Genomic DNA, 16,925 nt, shown 5'->3' with positions numbered 1-16,925 from the left:
CCAATGAGAACTTGCGAGCGCGCCGTCGCAGCATTCTTCCGGACCCACCGTTTCACCGCGAAAGTCGAAGTTTGCGAACACACGCGCATCGAGGTGGGACACCGTGTCGACGATGGTGTGCTGTCGCTCTGTCATCGATTGGATAAGGTGGCCGCCGGGACCGTGCTGACGGTCACCGACTTCAGGCTCGGGCCCGAGGCCACCGCCAGCGAAGTCGTCGTGCGCCGCTTCTGTCGACTGATCCGGATGTTGCTGCGCACGGTGCCACACGTGACCTACGTGCGCGGCATGATCCTGCCCGGGGTGAGTGACGCACATCGGCGCGATACCCGCCAGCGGCTCGCCGCCGTCTTGGAACGCGAAGGCGCGTTCTGGCGTGAGGAAGACGGCGACCGCTGGCTGGTGTTTTGCCGATCAGGCGGCGAGCCAGCGCTGGGCCTGCGCTGAAGTTTCGATCGCTGCCGCGGTGGCGACAGCGTTCGACATCTCGTGCGTGGGCGATGCTGGCGTCGGCGTTGCTGACAGCACCGCTTTGGTGCGCATGTCCCGCAATGCAGCGTCATCGTCCCATTGCTGCACCACGCCGTACCATCCCAATCCCTCATAAGTCTCGTAGCCGGGCGTGAGCGCGTAGCCGACAAGGCCATCGTCGCCAGCATTGCCCGCATCTCCCGCATCCCCCGCATGGTAGAAGCCGGTCGACGCCGACACACCCTCGCGCGGCCGGCGCAGACTGAACCGCTCCAGCAATATCCCCTCGCCATCGCTCGACGCCAGCACGCGATGTTCCGCGTCGAGCAGCAGACAGCGTGTACGCGTGCGTTCGTCGGGTAGCAACGGCACCCCCTGCACGACGGCCTTCGCCTGCGGTGCCCAATCGAAGAAGATCCCCAACGCGCCGAGCGGCGCGCCATGCGTTTCACCTTCCTCTCGAATCGCCGTCGCATAGGTCGCGACTTCGGCGTTGTGCAGGAGCTTTGCGCGGCGAACGTCGAACGCGGCATAGTCGGCACCGCTCGGTGTGTTCATCGCTTTGAGAAACCAAGGGTGCCGTGAGGCATCAGAGCCGATCACGCCGGGATAGCGATCGGGGCGGCCGTTGGCGACGATGCGTCCCTCGGCATCCGCCACCCAGAGATCGAGATACACCGTGTAGCTGTCGAGAATCACGCCGAGACGCCGGCACGCGTGGCGCGCGGCTTCGGGCGATGGCTCGCTGAGGACATCGACGAGGGCCGCGTCGGTGGCCCACCAACGTACGTCGCATGAGCGCTCATAGAGGTTGCGGTCGATGATCTCGATCATGTGATGCGCCAGGTCGGCCAGACGCTGCCCGCGATGCTGTTCCAGTTGACCGATCATGCTGTCGCCCAGCGCCGATAACTCGGTGAGCGAGCCGGCCAGCTCCGTTGTCAGATCCCCGGCAATCGTCGTGATGCGCTCCGAGACATGCTTCACTTCGTTGGCGACAACGGCAAACCCCCGTCCTGCGTCACCCGCGCGTGCGGCTTCGATGAGCGCGTTGAGCGCGAGGTACTTGGTCTCCCGGGTGATGTGGGCGATGGTTGCGATCTTGTCGTCGGCGATGTTTTTAACGCTGTGGGCCAACTCGACGATTCTCTCCGGTGCTGCCATGAACGATCTCCCAAACGTGCGCTGCGTTGTGGTGTCACACGGACTACATGAGATGTCATGCAAGCCTCGTGCCAACGCAGCCCTTCGCACGTCATGGATATTCAGGAGTCACGACTATTTAGGGCAGCATGCCGAGCACGCGCCACCAGAGGTAATCGAGCGGGAACAGCAGCACCAGGGTGATGACGGTCATGACCACGGTCAGCCGCGTGCCGTCGCGCATGGTGGCGCCGCCGAGATGCATGGCGATCATCATCGGTGGGCTCTGGTACGGCAGCAGTGCGGTGGAGAACACCGGCACCTGCAACATCAGCACGGTGTAGAGCGGCAGGCCACTGGCCGTGGAGAGTTGTCCGGCGAGCGGCGTGAGCACCGCAGGCAGTCCCGGCAGCGTGGCCACGAGGCCGATGGCCGCACCGATGGCGATCAACCACGCGGCATTGATGACCGGTGTGCCCGGCACCATGCCAACGGCGTCGAGACATAACCGAGCAAGCTTTTCCCCGAGACCGGTGTCTGCCACCACCGCGCCCATACCGAGAAAGCCCGCCACGTAGATCAGCGGCGTGATGTGCATCTGCTCGGTGAAGGTCTTCGGTGTGACGATGTGAATGGCAGGCAGCAGGCAGATGATGGCCGCCGCGATGGAGATCCACGCGGGCGAAATGCCATGCCATGCGTCGGTGGCGAAGCCGGCGAGCGCCAGCGCCAGCAAGATCGACAAGCGCCGTGCGTCGGTCGACAGCGGCGGCGCGGCGGTGTCCTTCGTGTTCTCGAGCGGGCCGTTGTCGGGAAACAGGCGGCAGATCGCCCACACCAGAATCACGGCCTTGAGCGCGCCAAGTACCGGGAAGTGCAGCAAGAGATACGGCGCGTAGTGCAGCTTCACACCGTAGAACGAGTCGGCCGCGCCCATCAACACGCTGTTGGGAATGTTAGCGGGCAGGATCGTCGTGGGCGGCATATAGCTGGCGGCGGCGACGGTCATGACGAGCCCTGTACGGCCGCGTCGTCCCTCCGTGAGTCCGATGCGATCGGCGAGCGCCAGCACGATGGGGATGAGCAGCAGGATGCGGCCCGTCGTGGAGGGCATCACGAACGCGAGGCCCACGCACGCCACCATCACGGACGCGACATAGCGCGGGTACGTCGGGCGCTTAAGCGCGAAGAGCGTCGCGGCCAGTTTCGTGCCGAGGCCAGTCGTGCGCACGGCAATGCCGGTGACGGCACCGCCGAACACGAGCCACCACGCTGCCGAGTGGAAGCCCGCGAAGATGACTTCGGGCTTCGCGACGTGCAGCAATACGGCCAGCAGAAAGAACGTCAGCGTGGTGATCGGCTCGGGGAACAGCCCGAATGCCCACGCGCCAATGGTGAACAGCACGAGCACGGCCGCCTGCGCAGCGGTCGGGGTCAGGCCTAGCGTGGTACTGCCGTGGCTGGCGGCCCACAGCGCGAGCGCCAAAACGATATAGACGCCGTAGCCGGAGAGGGCGCGCACCTGCGCTTTCAGGCGCTCGCGTCGGAGGGTTTCCGCAGGAGGGGGCGGGGTGGCGGGCGAGTGTTGCGGCGAAGCATGGGTCATGGCGCTTGTCGTTGTGATGATGGGCCAGAAAGTCGGTATTGCCGCCCGCGATGGCGCAGTGGCTTGCGTCGGCGCGGGCATGTCGTATCCTAGCGACTCATCGGGGGCTACGACACCCCGATCCGGACAAATACCAACGCAAATATGCCACGCCCCCCGCGCGCCTCCGCGGCGCGCCCGAACTTCTTCCCGATGCCGCGCACCGCGCCGAGCGCCGACGTGCCGGTCATCGCGCATCTGCGCACGCCGCCCGCCGACGCGCTCATCGAATCGCATCGTCACCCGTGGGGGCAACTGATCTTCCCGCTGCGTGGCGGACTGCGCATCAACGCAGGCAACACGAGTCTGATCGCCCCGATCTTTCGCGCGGCGTGGGTGCCCGCGGAAATGCTGCATGAAGTGGCGGCACTGGGCGTGGCCGAGTTCTATGCGCTGTATCTATGGCCTGAGGCGTCGCCGCTACCGGCCGACCGGTGCGTGGTGATCGAAGCGTCGCCGCTGATGCGCGATCTGGCGGCGTCGCTGGCAGGCGATATGCCGGTGACGGATCGCCGCCATGGGTTGATCACGTCGTTGTTGCTGGAGGAGTTGCGTGCCGCGCCGCCTGTCTCGCTCGATTTGCAGATGCCGACCGACCGGCGCTTGCGGCTGCTGTGCGACGCGTTGATGGAACAGCCCGACGACGATCGGTCGCTGGCGCAGTGGGCATCGGAAGTGGGGGCGTCGGAGCGCACGCTCGCGCGCCTGTTCAGCACGGAACTGGGGACGAGTTTCGGCACGTGGCGCCAACAGGTGCGACTCGCACGCGCCGTCGACTGGATTGCGCGCGGCGTGCCGGTGGCAAGTGTTGCGGCACGTCTGGGTTATGCGAACCCTGCTGCGTTCTCGGCGATGTTCCGGCGTGCGCTGGGCGTGTCGCCGCGCGAATTCACGCGTGAAGGGAAGACGAAGGCATGACCGGCGCGCTTCCCGGCAAACCGTGGTTTCTCTATTTGCTCGAATGCGCGGGCGGGCGCATCTACACCGGTATCACGGTCGATGTTCAGGCGCGCTACGCTGCACACGTGGCGGGCAAAGGAGCGCGCTTCACACGGGCACATCCGCCGTCGGGCATCTTGTTGTCGATGACGTTTGCGGACCGCTCCGCAGCGTCGCGCGCCGAGTATCGGGTGAAGCAGTTGAGTGCGCCGCAAAAGCGCGCGTTGATTGCGGGCACACTCGCCGTGGATTTCGGTGTGAGTGACGCGGTGCCGGCGGTGAAGTCGTCGGCGGGTGAGGTGATCGGCAGTCCCAAATCACCTTCACGCCGCCGCAAAGTCACGGCACCAGACGCGCCTGTCGAATGATCTTGCGCACGTCGCGCTGAATCGCGCCGAATTGACCGCGCGGCGGAATCGGCGAGACCACCAGCGCCCAGCTATCTCCCGGCACCGTCTTTTCGACCACCGTGTAGTAGGTCGACTGCGTGCGGAAGAAGTCGGCGATGCCGTCGTGACTGATCCGGTAGCTGCGATCCCCCGAACCCGGCACGAGAAACACGCCCAGCGTGTAGAAGATGTCGCGATCCGGATTGATCGGCCCGGCCTGCTTGTCGAGCAGCATCGCGCGCAGCGTCTTCTCGGTGAGCAGACTCGGACGGCGAATGTCGAACACGCGCCAGACCTTGAGCAGTGCCGAGGTCGACATCTGCCAGCCCGCGAACGGCGCCAGCAGTCGCCAGCTTTCGGGCAGGGTCGCGTCGGCGATGCCGAGCGGGCCGAAGATGTTCTTCTCGCAGAAGTCCTTGTAGTCGGTGCCCGACACGGCTTCGATCACCATCCCCAGCAGCAGGTACGAGACGTTCGAGTAGACGAAGTCGGTTTTCCCCGTCGAGTGACCTGCGTCGCCTGCGTCGAGATAGTTGAAGAAGTCCGAGCTGCCGCCCACACGACGAATCGCGAGCCCGCTATACAACCCGTTGACTGGGTCGTTGTAGCCATTGGTCGCGAGACCGGCACGGTGCGCGAGCAGACGCCGCACGCTCAGGTCGCGCAGGCTCGGGTCGAGCGGCTTGCCGTGTTCTTTGGAATAGGCGTCGAGCAACTCGCCCAGCTTGGCGTCGAGCGAGAGCTTGCCCTGCTGCACGAGCAGCGCGATGCCGATAGCGGTCACCGACTTCGACAGGCTGGCCACCGGCAGCATCCGCGAGGCGTCGTCGCCGGGCGTGGCCGCTTCGAGCGGCGCGCCGCCATCGGTTTCCGAGCGCAGCCAGACGTGCGACAGGTTGTAGCGCTCCTTGAGTTGCGCCACGCCCTGCGTGATGGTCGACTGCCCGATCGGCACGGCCGGTGTAATGGGCACCGAGCCGCCGGTCGAGGGCAGTGCAACGACAGCGCCTGCTCCACTGTAGGCACTGTTGGCACTGCTGGCGGTTGTTGCCGCCGCTGAATTGTTCTGCGCAAGCGCATTGACTGCCGTCAGCAGGGTCACCGCGCCAATCAGCGCGGCCGCCACCAGACCCCGGAAGGGCTGGCGCAGTTTCACATCGGTCGTATCGCCAAAACCGGCAACACGCGTCAAACGCGCGCCGATACGCGATACGCCGCACAACACGCTGCGTGACATGCAACGCAACGCCTCATGCGTGGTCAAACGTGCCCCTGCCGCCCGGCGGTGCCGAACGACGTACATTTTTAATTCCCCCCGCGCACGATCCGATGGACATCAACTCAACTCTCTTCGGAGTCGGAATGGTTCGGGGTGCGCACTTGCCGCTTTGCGGCGCTCTTCAATGTTGATCGAAGTCTAGAAAAACTTCGTGTAAATACCTAGCAAAAGGCCCGCATTTTACATTAAGTTGCACATATCGCCAAAAATCACCCATAGCCAAACGCAATCGCAGCCGCCCAGCCCCGAACGCGCGGGCGCGGCGGCCGACGCGTAGTCGCTATTGCACGGCGAGAACTCTCTCGTCTTGCGAGACAACCTCCGCAAAGGCCCGTCCAATAAGGCTTTGCGGCTTACTGAGCCGGCCTGTCAGCGCCACACCGACAAGACCTGTCACGTTTCGCGGTGTAATCTATCGGCTACTGGCTCCGACTCGCCCACAGGCCCTAGGGGCGGCGTCTCGATGATGGCGTCGTACCGGCCGAAGGATCGACCGATACATGACTGAACCCACCCGCGCGCGCCCGAGCCGGCCCGCCGATTCTGCTGATTCCGCTGACCACGCTGTCGGCATGCCGCCCGCAAGCGGGCTTGGCTCACTCAGCGCTACTGCGTCTGCCGGTGGCGGGGGGGCGGGCAACCCGCCATCTGATCCCGCACCCAATATCGACCCCGTTGCCCTGCTCGCGTTGCCCGCCCGGTGGCGCTGGGTGCGCCAGTTGCCGTGGAGCGCCGCACGTCCTTGGCTGATCACGGCCGGGGTCATTCTGCTTGGGCTCTTCGTCTTCGACGCGCTGCATCACATGCTGCGTCACGTGCACTACGACGACGTTATCGCCGCGATTCACGACACCCCTGTGACACGGCTCGTGCTTGCCATGCTGGCAACCCTCGCGAGCTACGCGGCACTCACCGGTTACGACATTTCCGGCCTGCGCTTCGCGGGCGCCACCGTCAAGCGCTCGACGGTCATGCTCACGTCGTTCATCGCTTATGCACTGGGGAATTCCGTCGGGCTGGGTGTGCTGACTGGCGGCACCGTGCGCATGCGCATGTATGCGGCGGCCGGCGTCGATGCGTCGAAGGTCGCGCAGGCCGTCGCCTTCAACGCGGGCGCGTTCGGTTTAGGCATGACGGTCTTCGGGTCGCTGGGGATGTTGTGGGGCGCGTCGCGCGTTTCGGCGCTGGTGCCGGTGCCCGCATGGATGTTGCAGTTGGCGGCGCTGTTGCTGCTTGCCGGGTCCGGCTGGTTCCTCGCGCTGTGCGCCCGCAAGCGCACGGTCGCGCTCTTCGGCCGCTGGGATATCCCCCTGCCGCCGCTGCGTCTCGCGTTGCGGCAACTGCTGATCTCGGCCGCCGATCTCGGCATGGCCGCGGCGGCGCTGTGGTGCCTGCTGCCCGCCGGTGTGGTGGATCTGCCGACGTTCGTGGTCTTCTATGCCATCGCCATGGCGCTGGGCGTGCTCAGCCACGTGCCGGGCGGTGTGGGCGTGTTCGAGGCCGTGATTCTGCTCGCCACCAACGGGCACGCGCCAGTGAGTCAGGTGGCCGGGGCGCTGGTGCTCTATCGCGGTATCTACTATTTGCTGCCGCTCATGCTCGCGGCCTGCCTGCTGGCGTGGTTCGAATTCCGGCAAAGTCCGGCGGCCCCCATCGGGCGTGCCGCCGTGCGGCTCTTCCCCGGCGTATTGGCGGCGCTCACGCTCGTGGCCGGCGTCATGCTGCTGATCTCCGGCGTGACGCCCGCCACGCGCGACGCTGAAGACTTTCTGCGCCAGCACGTGCCGCTGTTTCTCGTCGAGGTCTCGCACTTGCTGGGCAGTGTGGCGGGGCTGTCGATGCTGTTTCTTGCGCGCGGCCTGCTGCATCGGCTGGATGCCGCATGGTGGGGCTCGCTCGGGCTGACGATTGTGGCGGCGGTGCTCGCGATTCCGAAGGGCATCGCGTTGTCGGAGTGCTTCGTACTGGCCGTGCTGGCCACGCTGCTGCTGGTCTCGCGCAAACAGTTCGACCGGCGCTCGTCGCTCTTCACGCAGACGTTCGAGCCGGGCTGGATCATCGCCGTGCTCTCGGTACTTGGCGCGTGTACGTGGCTGATGTTCATGTCGTACCGGCGCGTGGGTTACGCGAATCAACTCTGGTGGCAATTCACGTTCGATGGCGACGCGCCACGCTCGATGCGGGCGCTGATGGTGGTGGCCGTCATCGGTCTGGGCCTGTCGCTGTGGCAATTGCTGCGTCAGTCGGCCGGGGCGATGGTGCCCGCGAGTGAAGAAGAACTGGCGCGCGCGCGTGCGGTGATTCAGAAGCAGCCGGCTGCCGACGCCTGTCTCGCGCTCATGGGCGACAAGAGCTTCCTGTTCTCGCCGTCGGGCAACGCTTTCATCATGTATGCGAAGCATCGGCGCTCGTGGGTGTCGCTCGCTGATCCGGTGGGAGATCAGAAGGAATGGCCGGAGTTGATCTGGCGTTTCATCGAGCTGGCGGACTCGCATGGCGGGCGTGCGGCGTTCTACAAGACACGTCCGCAGGCGCTGCCGCTCTATATCGATGCAGGGTTGCGTGCGTACAAGCTCGGTGAGGAGGCGTTCGTTTCGCTGCCTGAGTTCGGGCTGCAAGGCTCGCGCCGCGCGAATTTGCGACATGGCGTGGCGCGCGGCGAGCGCGAAGGACTCTCGCTGGAAATCGTTGCTCCCGCCGATGTGCCGCCGCATCTGCCCGAGATGCGCGCGGTGTCCGACGCGTGGCTCGCGCGACAGCACACGCGAGAAAAGGGCTTCTCGCTGGGGGCGTTCACCGACACCTACGTGGCACGGCAACCCGTGGCGCTGGTGCGGCGCGAAGGCCGGCTGGTCGCGTTTGCGACGCTGATGTGCCCGGACGTGCAGCGCATCGAGGCGAGCATCGACCTGATGCGTCAGGTGCCGGATGCGCCCGCCGGCACGATGGACTTTCTGTTCGCTAATCTGATGCTGCACTTCAAGGCGCAGGGGTATCAGCGCTTCGGGCTGGGCATGGCGCCGATGTCGGGCATGGTGACGCACCAGCTCGCGCCGCGGTGGCATCGCTTCGGGCGAATGATGTTTGCGCACGGGGCACGGTTCTACAACTTCCGCGGGCTGCGCAGCTTCAAGGACAAATTCGATCCGCAATGGGAGGCGCGCTATCTGATGACGCCGGGCGGACTCGCGCCGATGCTCACACTCGCCGACGTGGCGGCGCTTGTCGGGGGCGGCTGGAAAGGGATGATTACGAAATGACGGATCGGACAGATCGAATGGATCGAACGCAGGGGAAACACCGCGCAATGGCGACGGCAGGGGGGAAGCACGGCGGCGGACGTGGCGTGTGGCTGGCCGCGGCGTTGTTTCTGCCACTGACCGTGAGCGGGTTGGCAAACGCACAGACGCTGGCGCAATCGGCTCCAGCGCCCCAATCGTCGCAGACAGTCACACACGCCGATCTTGCGTCCGCCGCGTCTGCCCGCTCTGCGGAACAGGCTGCGAAGGCGCGCAACGTGCTCAAGCCTGCCCCGAAGGCGGGCCCGGTCGCTGTGCCGCCTTCGGTTGCCTCGAGCGTCACCGCGCCCGTCATGGCGCCTGCTGCGGCTGCGGCGGCCGGTGCTGCGGCGTCGCGCGGTGCGGCGACGGAAGTCATCTCGCATGGCCGCTTCGAGAACGTGCCGGTCTTCCGGCCGACGGGCGAGCCGAACGCCACGGTGCTGTTCCTCTCGGATGACGACGGCTGGACGCCGCGTGCCGAGCGCATGGCCCGCGCCCTCGTCGACACCGGGGCCATCGTGGCAGGCATCGACACCGCCCGGCTGATGGCGAATTTCACGAAGGATGACGGCGCGTGTGTCTTCCCGTCGGGCGATCTGGACAACTTCGGCCGCTTTCTCGAAGCCTACGAAAAGCTGCCCGGTTACACGCCGCCGATTCTCGTGGGCGATGGCGTCGGCGGGACGTTCGCCTACGCGATGCTCGCGCAGGCCAAGAGCGAAACCTTCTCCGGCGCGCTCTCGGTCGATTTCTGCCCGGTGCTGCCGATGGCCAAGCCGCTGTGTCAGGGCGAAGGCGTGCATTTCGGACGCGGCATCACGCACACCGCTGGCGGCGCGCCGATGCGTCTGCTGCCCGCGCCCGCATTGGGGGCACCGTGGCTGGCCATGAGTGGCCCGGCGGGGAACCCCGTTGCGCGTGCACCGCGTTGCTCGGATCGTCTCGCCCAAGGCTTTGTTGCGCGCGCCTCGAACGCCAGTTGGGTCGTGGGCGGTCTGGCGGGCAGTCTCGGCAGTCAGGGCGATGGGGCGGACGCCTCACCGGGCGGGAACACGCCGGTACTGGCCGACTGGGCCACGCAATACAAGAACGCGTTCAAGCGGCTCAATGCGCATCACGTAGCGGGGACGGTGCGCCCACCTGCCGCCGTGGCCGACCTGCCGGTGATCGAAGTCGCCGCGACGGGCAAGCCAGCGGCCAACATGGCCGATGCGTTCGCGATTCTGCTGTCGGGTGATGGCGGCTGGGCCGGGCTGGACCGCGACGTCGCGGGGGCGCTCGCCGCGCACGGCCTGCCGGTGGTCGGCATCGACTCGCTGCGCTACTTCTGGTCGGCGCGCACACCCGCGTCGGGCGCGCTCGATATCGACCGGCTGGTGCGCTTCTATCAGACGCGCTGGAACAAGAAGCGCGTGATTCTCATCGGTTATTCGCAAGGCGCGGATGTGCTGCCGTTCATGGTCAACCGCATGCCACCGGTCAGCAAGGAGCGCGTGGCGCTGCTCGTGCTGATGGGGCTGGGGCAGAAGGCGGACTTCGAATTCCGCATGACCAACTGGGTGATGTCCAGCCAGAACGGCCTGCCGATCCGCCCCGAGGTCGAACGCCTGCCCGACGGGCTGGCCATGTGCGTGTACGGCGCGGACGAGGACGACAGCAATTGCCCCGGCCTCGACCCCAAGCGCGTGCAGATCGTCAAAATGCCCGGGGGTCACCATTTCGACGGCAATTACACACGGCTGGCCGATCTGATTCTCGAAGGCGTCGGCAAGCACTGAGCGCCCGTTACACAAGGCGGCGGCACTCCGGATGCCGCCGCCTGCATGGCTGCTCAGCCGCCCGCTCAGCCGCCCGCTCACCCCGCCGCTCAGCTCGCCGCTCAGCTCGCCATTCGCCCCGCCGTTGTATCCCCGCCCGCACCGCTTTTTCTCGCCTTGCCTTCCGGTCTGGCGCTCCGTACACTGCCGCCAGTTTCATTGGCCCACCTTGCGCACGACACACAGGAGAAGATCGATATGGCAGAGGGTTATTTCCCCAAATGGCAGCAACGGGACACGGCGTCCGGACGCGTCATCGCGCCCGACGAACGCCTGCCGTGGCCGCAGACCATCGCCATGGGCGTCCAGCACGTGGTCGCCATGTTCGGCTCGACCGTGCTGGCCCCGTTGCTCATGGGTTTCGATCCGAACCTCGCCATCTTCATGTCGGGCATCGGCACGTTGCTGTTCTTCGTGCTCGTCGGCGGGCGCGTGCCCAGCTACCTCGGGTCGAGCTTCGCCTTCATCGGCCTCGTCATCTCAGTGACGGGTTACGCCGGTAGCGGACCGAACCTGAATATTCCCGTCGCGCTCGGCGGCATCATCGCGTGCGGTGTGCTGTACGCCATCATCGGCCTGATCGTCATGGTGGTCGGCACCCGCTGGATCGAGGCGCTCATGCCCCCGGTGGTCACCGGTGCGGTCGTTGCCGTGATCGGCCTGAACCTCGCGCCGGTGGCGGTGAAGGGTGTCTCGGCCACCAGCTTCGACACATGGATGGCGCTCGCGACGGTGCTGAGCGTTGGCCTCGTGGCCGTGTTTGCGCGCGGCATGGTGCAGCGTCTGCTGATTCTCGTCGGCCTGCTGCTCGCCTATGTGCTGTACGCGGTGCTCACCAACGGCATGGGTCTTGGCAAGCCGATCGACTTCTCGATCGTCGCCAATGCGGCCTGGTTCGGCCTGCCGCACTTTGCTGCGCCGGTGTTCAAGCCGGAAGCCATGGTGCTGCTGGCGCCGATCGCCATCATTCTGGTCGCGGAAAATCTGGGCCACATCAAGGCCGTGAGCGCCATGACCGGTCAGAATCTGGACCGCTACATGGGCCGCGCCTTCCTCGGCGACGGTCTGGCGACGATCGTGTCGGGCAGCGTAGGCGGTACCGGTGTGACGACTTACGCCGAGAACATCGGCGTGATGGCGGTCACGAAGATCTATTCGACGGTGGTGTTTGCCGTGGCGGCGGTGATTGCGCTGGTGCTGGGCTTCTCGCCGAAGTTCGGCGCGGTGATCCAGACGATTCCGGGCCCGGTGCTCGGTGGCGTGTCGATCGTGGTGTTCGGCCTGATTACGGTGGCCGGCGCGCGCATCTGGGTGCAGAACAAGGTGGATTTCTCGGATAACCGCAACCTGATCGTGGCGGCAGTCACGCTGGTGCTCGGTGCCGGTGACTTCACGCTGAAGTTCGGCAACTTCTCGTTGGGCGGCATCGGCTGCGCGACGTTCGGCGCCATCATCCTGTACGCTCTACTGCGCGGACGCGGTGTTTCGACGCCGGCGGCGATGTAAGCAGTCTTGGCAGGAAACGCGCCGGGCGAGCCTTCTCCCGGCGTCACACCAGCATCAAACGAACATCAAGCGAGCATTAAACGAGCATTAAACGAGCGGCACGGCGATTACGTCGTGCCGTTTTTGTTTGTGCCGACGGTCGTGTCTGCCGAATGGATGGCAGGCCCTTGCAGCCGGTCGAGCAACTGGAGGGCGTAGACGGGCAGGGCGTCGCGCTCGCGCACACACAGCACCAGCGTGCGCAGCGCCCAGGCATCTGAGAGCGGCACCATGCCGATGCCCAGCGTTGCCGCCGAGCGCCGGGCGGCGCTGAGCGGCACGATACCGAGCGCGGCACCTGCTGCGACGGCCCGGCACAAGCTGTCGAAGTCGCGCAGCCGCAGCCGGTAGCGCAGCGGCCGCCCGGCACGCTTCGCGTGGCCGTCGAGATGCTCGGCCAAGGCGCTGTGCTCGGGCAGACCGATGAATTCGGCGTCGAGAATGTCGATGAGGGCGACCGCGTCGCGTTGTGTCAGCGCATGACCCGGTGGCGTGACGACCACCAGCCGGTCTTGCCGGAACGGCACGGTTTCAAGCCCGGTCAGCTCGATCCAGTCGGAGACGACGCCGATATCCGCCGCGCCTTCGAGCACGGCCTGCACGACAGCGGGGCTGGTCTGTTCGCGCAGAGCAATTTCCACATTCGGATGCTCCGCGAGGAACGCGCCCAGCAGATCGGGCAGGAATTCGGACATGGCGACCGTGTTCGACGCAATGCGCACGTTGCCCTTGAGGCCCGCCGCGTACTCGCCGAGTTCGCCGCGCATCTGCTCGATCTGGGCGAGCACCCGGCGGGCGTGGGCGAGCAGGGCGCGCCCGGCCGGTGTCGGGATGACGCCCTGACGGTGGCGCATGAACAGGGCGACCCCCAGCGTCTCTTCCAGCCCGCGAATGCGGGCACTGGCGGAGGCAAGGGTCAGATGGGCACGTTCGGCCCCTCCGGTAATGCTGCCGGCCTCGGCCACGAGCAGGCACAGGCGCAGGTCGGTCAGATCGAATCGCACGGGAACGGGCCACCTGGGCGTCGGGAGAATGGCGTCAGTGTAGCGGCTTGGCCCGCGCTCGCGAAAGCGCTGTGGGATGTCACCTGACTCGCGCAAGGGGCGCGTGGTAAACTACGCCCTTTCAAGACACGGCCGTACCCGCGACGGCCTCGCCCGCCAAGCCGCTAGACACATAGTCAGCCGGCGGGTCGTCTTGCCGGCGTCTTCAGACGCGTCGCCCAAAATGAGCGCGACGTGCGTCGCACGCCCGACGCGGGCTTTCCATCAAGAACAATCAATCGATACGCGCGGGGACACACATCGTGGAGTCCGCGCATTGGTCTTTATATGTCTTTTGAAACGCTCGGCCTATCGGCCGACATCCTGCGTGCAGTCAGCGATCTCGGCTACACACAACCGACCCCGATTCAACAACAAGCGATTCCGGCTGTCCTGCAAGGCGGCGATCTTCTCGCCGGTGCCCAAACCGGTACCGGCAAGACGGCAGGCTTCACGCTGCCGATCCTGCAAATGCTCTCCTCGCGTGCAGCCCCCGCTGCCGCCAACGGCAAACGCCGCGTGCGCGCCCTCGTGCTCACGCCCACGCGTGAGCTGGCCGCGCAAGTCGAAGAGAGCGTCACGCAATACGGCAAGTACCTGCCCCTCACGTCGATGACCGTCTTCGGCGGCGTGTCGATGGTGCCGCAGGTGCGTCAACTGGCGCGCGGTGTCGATATTCTCGTCGCCACGCCGGGCCGTCTGCTCGACCACATGCAGCAGAAGACCGTCGACCTGTCGGCCGTGGAAATCCTCGTGCTCGACGAGGCAGACCGCATGCTGGACATGGGCTTCATTCGCGATATCCGCCGCGTGCTGGCTGTGCTGCCCGCCAAGCGTCAGAATCTGTTGTTCTCGGCCACGTTCTCGGACGAAATCAAGCAACTGGCCGATGGCCTGCTGAAGTCGCCCGCCCTGATCGAAGTGGCTCGCCGCAACACCACGGCCGAGACGGTCGCGCAAAAGATTCACCCGGTCGACCGTGACCGCAAGCGCGAACTGCTCGAACACCTGGTGCGCGAGAACAACTGGTTTCAGGTGCTCGTCTTCACGCGTACCAAGCACGGTGCCAATCGTCTGGCCGAACAGCTGACGAAGGGCGGTGTGCCGGCCCTCGCGATTCACGGCAACAAGAGCCAGGGTGCCCGCACCCGCGCGCTCGCCGAGTTCAAGAGCGGCACGCTGCAAGTGCTGGTGGCGACCGATATCGCCGCACGCGGTATCGATATCGATCAACTGCCGCACGTGGTGAACTTCGATCTGCCGGAAGTGGCGGAAGACTATGTGCACCGTATCGGCCGTACCGGCCGTGCCGGTGCGCAGGGCGAAGCGGTGTCGCTGGTGTGCGTGGACGAGCATCAACTGCTCACCGCCATCGAGCGCCTCATCAAGCGCCAGATCGACACGGAAGTGGTGCCGGGCTTCGAACCGGACCCGACCGCCGTCGCCCAGCCGATTCGCAAGAATCAATCGGGTGGCCGTGGTGCGCCGGGTGGTGGTGGCGGTGGTGGACGCGGCCGCGGCGATGGCCAGCAGGCCCGTGCCCCGCGTGAAGCGCGTGAGCCCCGTGAAGGTGGCCGCGACGGCCGCGCCCCGCGTCAGGGGGATGCCGGCAAGCCGCGTCACGCGGCCGACGGGGGTGGCCAACGCAACGGCGAGCGTAACGCATCGGCACCGCGCACGAGCGGCGCGGCAACCGGTGGCCGCAATGGCGGCGGTAACGGTGGCAATGGTGGCGGCTTCGGCGGCAATCAATCGCAACCCGGCAAACGCGCAGGCGGTGGCGGTAACGGTGGTGGCGGTGGTGTCGGCGGCGGCAAGCGTGTCGATGGGCAACGCGCCCCGGCACGTGCCACGCAAGGCGGCGCCCATCAAGGGCAAGGTCGCGACGGGCAGAATGCGTCGCGCGGGCAGGGCGGTGGTGAGCGCAGCGATTTCGCGCCGCGCGGGCCGCGCCCGGCACGCCGTGATGGTGTCGGTGCTGCCCTGCTGATGGGCAAACCGAAACGCGATTAAACCCGCGATTAAACGTCGCCAGCGCTTGCCACGGGCCTGATGATGCATTCGCGGTTCAATACTCCAGTGAGTTTGAACCGCGTCTTGCTCGTCAGGCCCGTTTTCATTGGGCCTCGAAGTATCGTGCCGCGCGCGCGCCTGACGGGTATGTCGAACCCGTTCGAGGCATCCCCGAGAGGCACTCGGCGCAAATTAAGTAAAATATTAACCTTTTGCACCCGGCGGCCCGGGTGTGGCAGGTGCGATGACCTCTCAGGGAACGAGGGCGCATGGACTCGCCAGTTCGCGCGCCGCATTTCCGTTCTCCGAGGACCTCATGATCGCCCGTGTCACCCGCTTGTTCCCGTTGTGGGCCCTGCTGCTCTCCGTTGCCGCCTACTTCTCGCCGGCCAGTTTCTCCGGCGTCACGCCGCACGTCACCGCACTGCTGACCGTTGTGATGTTCGCGATGGGCGTCACGCTGACGTTCGACGACTTCAAACGTGTCTTTACGCGTCCCGCGCCGATCGTCGCGGGCGTGGTGCTGCATTACCTCGTGATGCCGCTGGCCGCCTGGGTGATCGCACGCGTGCTGCATATGCCGCCCGATCTGACCGCCGGCATGGTGCTCGTGGGCAGTGTGGCGAGCGGTACTGCGTCGAACGTCATGATTTATCTCGCGCGTGGCGACGTGGCCCTGTCAGTCACCATCAGCGCCATGTCCACGCTGGTGGGCGTGTTCGCGACGCCGCTGCTCACGCGTCTGTATGTGGACGCATCGATCTCGGTGGACGTGGAAGGCATGCTGCTCTCGATTCTGCAAATCGTTGCGCTGCCGATTGGCGCGGGGTTGCTCATCAACCGCTTCTTCAACCGTGCCGTGCGTGCGGTCGAAAGCTATCTGCCGCTGGTCTCCATGGTCGCCATCGTGCTGATCATCGGTGCTGTGGTGGGCGCCAATCAGGGCAACATTGCCACGGTGGGTCCGTTGGTGATGCTTGGCGTGGTGCTGCACAACGGTCTGGGGCTGCTCGGCGGCTACTGGGGCGGACGTCTGCTCGGCTTCGACGAATCGATCTGCCGCACGCTCGCCATCGAAGTCGGCATGCAGAATTCGGGGCTCGCGGCCACGCTCGGCAAGCTGTATTTCACGCCACTGGCGGCGCTGCCGGGTGCCCTGTTCTCGGTCTGGCACAACCTGTCCGGATCGCTACTCGCGGGTTACTGGCGTGGTCGCCCGACGGGCACCGCCAACGATGCGCAAGCCGCCCCGACGCGCGCTGCGCACTAAGTCGTAAAAGACGCTGCTCGCCAGATAGTTCGCTACGTAGTTCATTACTTCGGTCATCGCGTAGCGAACCGCTTTTTTCCCGTGCTAAAC

12 protein-coding genes are annotated in these 16,925 nt (G+C 65.9%); 8 read left to right on the top strand and 4 right to left on the bottom strand.

The genetic code is table 11. From position 1 onward, the window contains the following. Nucleotides 1-3 precede the first annotated feature (3 nt). Complete coding sequence (locus AT302_RS25905; protein ID WP_058376446.1) at nt 4-447, top strand: hypothetical protein; 444 nt, start codon at nt 4-6, stop codon at nt 445-447. Here AT302_RS25905 and AT302_RS28300 read toward each other — a convergent pair. After that, entirely contained in the window at nt 415-1,635 is a 1,221-nt protein-coding gene (locus AT302_RS28300) for a methyl-accepting chemotaxis protein (RefSeq protein ID WP_064675009.1), read from the bottom strand. The two genes, AT302_RS25905 and AT302_RS28300, sit on opposite strands and share 33 nt — an antisense overlap. A gap of 118 nt (nt 1,636-1,753) precedes the next feature. Beyond that, nucleotides 1,754-3,220 (bottom strand): SLC13 family permease, encoded by a 1,467-nt coding sequence (locus tag AT302_RS25895; RefSeq protein ID WP_058376445.1) that lies wholly within the window; start codon nt 3,218-3,220, stop codon nt 1,754-1,756. A gap of 144 nt (nt 3,221-3,364) precedes the next feature. Here AT302_RS25895 and AT302_RS25890 point away from each other — a divergent pair, with 144 nt between their 5' ends. Then, nucleotides 3,365-4,177, top strand: a complete 813-nt coding sequence (locus AT302_RS25890) for a helix-turn-helix domain-containing protein (protein ID WP_058376444.1) — start codon at nt 3,365-3,367, stop codon at nt 4,175-4,177. Beyond that, the gene (locus AT302_RS25885) at nt 4,174-4,566 is read left to right on the top strand and encodes a GIY-YIG nuclease family protein (RefSeq protein WP_084656478.1); all 393 of its coding nucleotides are present in this window, start codon (nt 4,174-4,176) and stop codon (nt 4,564-4,566) included. The genes AT302_RS25890 and AT302_RS25885 overlap by 4 nt, the downstream gene beginning before the upstream one ends. Here the strand turns inward: AT302_RS25885 and AT302_RS25880 are convergent. Beyond that, the gene (locus AT302_RS25880) at nt 4,538-5,824 is read right to left on the bottom strand and encodes a serine hydrolase domain-containing protein (RefSeq protein ID WP_058376443.1); all 1,287 of its coding nucleotides are present in this window, start codon (nt 5,822-5,824) and stop codon (nt 4,538-4,540) included. The genes AT302_RS25885 and AT302_RS25880 overlap by 29 nt on opposite strands. 614 nt (nt 5,825-6,438) lie before the next feature. Here AT302_RS25880 and mprF point away from each other — a divergent pair. The 3 genes from mprF to AT302_RS25865 all read left to right on the top strand — a co-directional run bounded on the left by mprF (nt 6,439) and on the right by AT302_RS25865 (nt 12,470). Beyond that, on the top strand, nt 6,439-9,126 hold the full coding sequence (gene mprF / locus AT302_RS25875) for a bifunctional lysylphosphatidylglycerol flippase/synthetase MprF (RefSeq protein WP_084656476.1): 2,688 nt from the start codon (nt 6,439-6,441) through the stop codon (nt 9,124-9,126). A 17-nt stretch (nt 9,127-9,143) separates the two neighbouring features. Next, complete coding sequence (locus AT302_RS25870) at nt 9,144-10,925, top strand: virulence factor family protein (protein ID WP_167365822.1); 1,782 nt, start codon at nt 9,144-9,146, stop codon at nt 10,923-10,925. A 237-nt stretch (nt 10,926-11,162) separates the two neighbouring features. After that, the gene (locus AT302_RS25865; RefSeq protein ID WP_058376442.1) at nt 11,163-12,470 is read left to right on the top strand and encodes a solute carrier family 23 protein; all 1,308 of its coding nucleotides are present in this window, start codon (nt 11,163-11,165) and stop codon (nt 12,468-12,470) included. A gap of 107 nt (nt 12,471-12,577) precedes the next feature. Here AT302_RS25865 and AT302_RS25860 read toward each other — a convergent pair whose 3' ends face one another. Then, on the bottom strand, nt 12,578-13,513 hold the full coding sequence (locus tag AT302_RS25860; RefSeq protein WP_058376441.1) for a LysR substrate-binding domain-containing protein: 936 nt from the start codon (nt 13,511-13,513) through the stop codon (nt 12,578-12,580). A gap of 327 nt (nt 13,514-13,840) precedes the next feature. Here AT302_RS25860 and AT302_RS25855 point away from each other — a divergent pair, with 327 nt between their 5' ends. Together AT302_RS25855 and panS are read left to right on the top strand one after the other, a co-directional pair. Beyond that, nucleotides 13,841-15,565 carry a DEAD/DEAH box helicase gene (locus AT302_RS25855; RefSeq protein WP_058376440.1) on the top strand — a complete coding sequence of 575 codons (1,725 nt, stop codon included), beginning with the start codon at nt 13,841-13,843 and terminating at the stop codon, nt 15,563-15,565. Between the two features lie 316 nt (nt 15,566-15,881). Beyond that, nucleotides 15,882-16,835, top strand: a complete 954-nt coding sequence (gene panS, locus AT302_RS25850; protein WP_058376439.1) for a ketopantoate/pantoate/pantothenate transporter PanS — start codon at nt 15,882-15,884, stop codon at nt 16,833-16,835. Nucleotides 16,836-16,925: the final 90 nt, after the last annotated feature.

Origin of the sequence: Pandoraea norimbergensis (assembly GCF_001465545.3) — a bacterium.
Lineage (GTDB): Bacteria > Pseudomonadota > Gammaproteobacteria > Burkholderiales > Burkholderiaceae > Pandoraea > Pandoraea norimbergensis.
Note: the sequence above shows the minus strand (reverse complement) of the source record. Positions and strands in the feature narration are given on the sequence as shown.

Bases quoted from the DNA above. Each gene is read 5' to 3' on its own strand.
- AT302_RS25905 (WP_058376446.1), top strand. From the start codon at position 4: ATGAGAACTTGCGAGCGCGCCGTCGCAGCATTCTTCCGGACCCACCGT.
- AT302_RS28300 (WP_064675009.1), bottom strand. From the start codon at position 1,635: ATGGCAGCACCGGAGAGAATCGTCGAGTTGGCCCACAGCGTTAAAAAC.
- AT302_RS25895 (WP_058376445.1), bottom strand. From the start codon at position 3,220: ATGACCCATGCTTCGCCGCAACACTCGCCCGCCACCCCGCCCCCTCCT.
- AT302_RS25890 (WP_058376444.1), top strand. From the start codon at position 3,365: ATGCCACGCCCCCCGCGCGCCTCCGCGGCGCGCCCGAACTTCTTCCCG.
- AT302_RS25885 (WP_084656478.1), top strand. From the start codon at position 4,174: ATGACCGGCGCGCTTCCCGGCAAACCGTGGTTTCTCTATTTGCTCGAA.
- AT302_RS25880 (WP_058376443.1), bottom strand. From the start codon at position 5,824: ATGTCACGCAGCGTGTTGTGCGGCGTATCGCGTATCGGCGCGCGTTTG.
- mprF (WP_084656476.1), top strand. From the start codon at position 6,439: ATGCCGCCCGCAAGCGGGCTTGGCTCACTCAGCGCTACTGCGTCTGCC.
- AT302_RS25870 (WP_167365822.1), top strand. From the start codon at position 9,144: ATGGATCGAACGCAGGGGAAACACCGCGCAATGGCGACGGCAGGGGGG.
- AT302_RS25865 (WP_058376442.1), top strand. From the start codon at position 11,163: ATGGCAGAGGGTTATTTCCCCAAATGGCAGCAACGGGACACGGCGTCC.
- AT302_RS25855 (WP_058376440.1), top strand. From the start codon at position 13,841: ATGTCTTTTGAAACGCTCGGCCTATCGGCCGACATCCTGCGTGCAGTC.
- panS (WP_058376439.1), top strand. From the start codon at position 15,882: ATGATCGCCCGTGTCACCCGCTTGTTCCCGTTGTGGGCCCTGCTGCTC.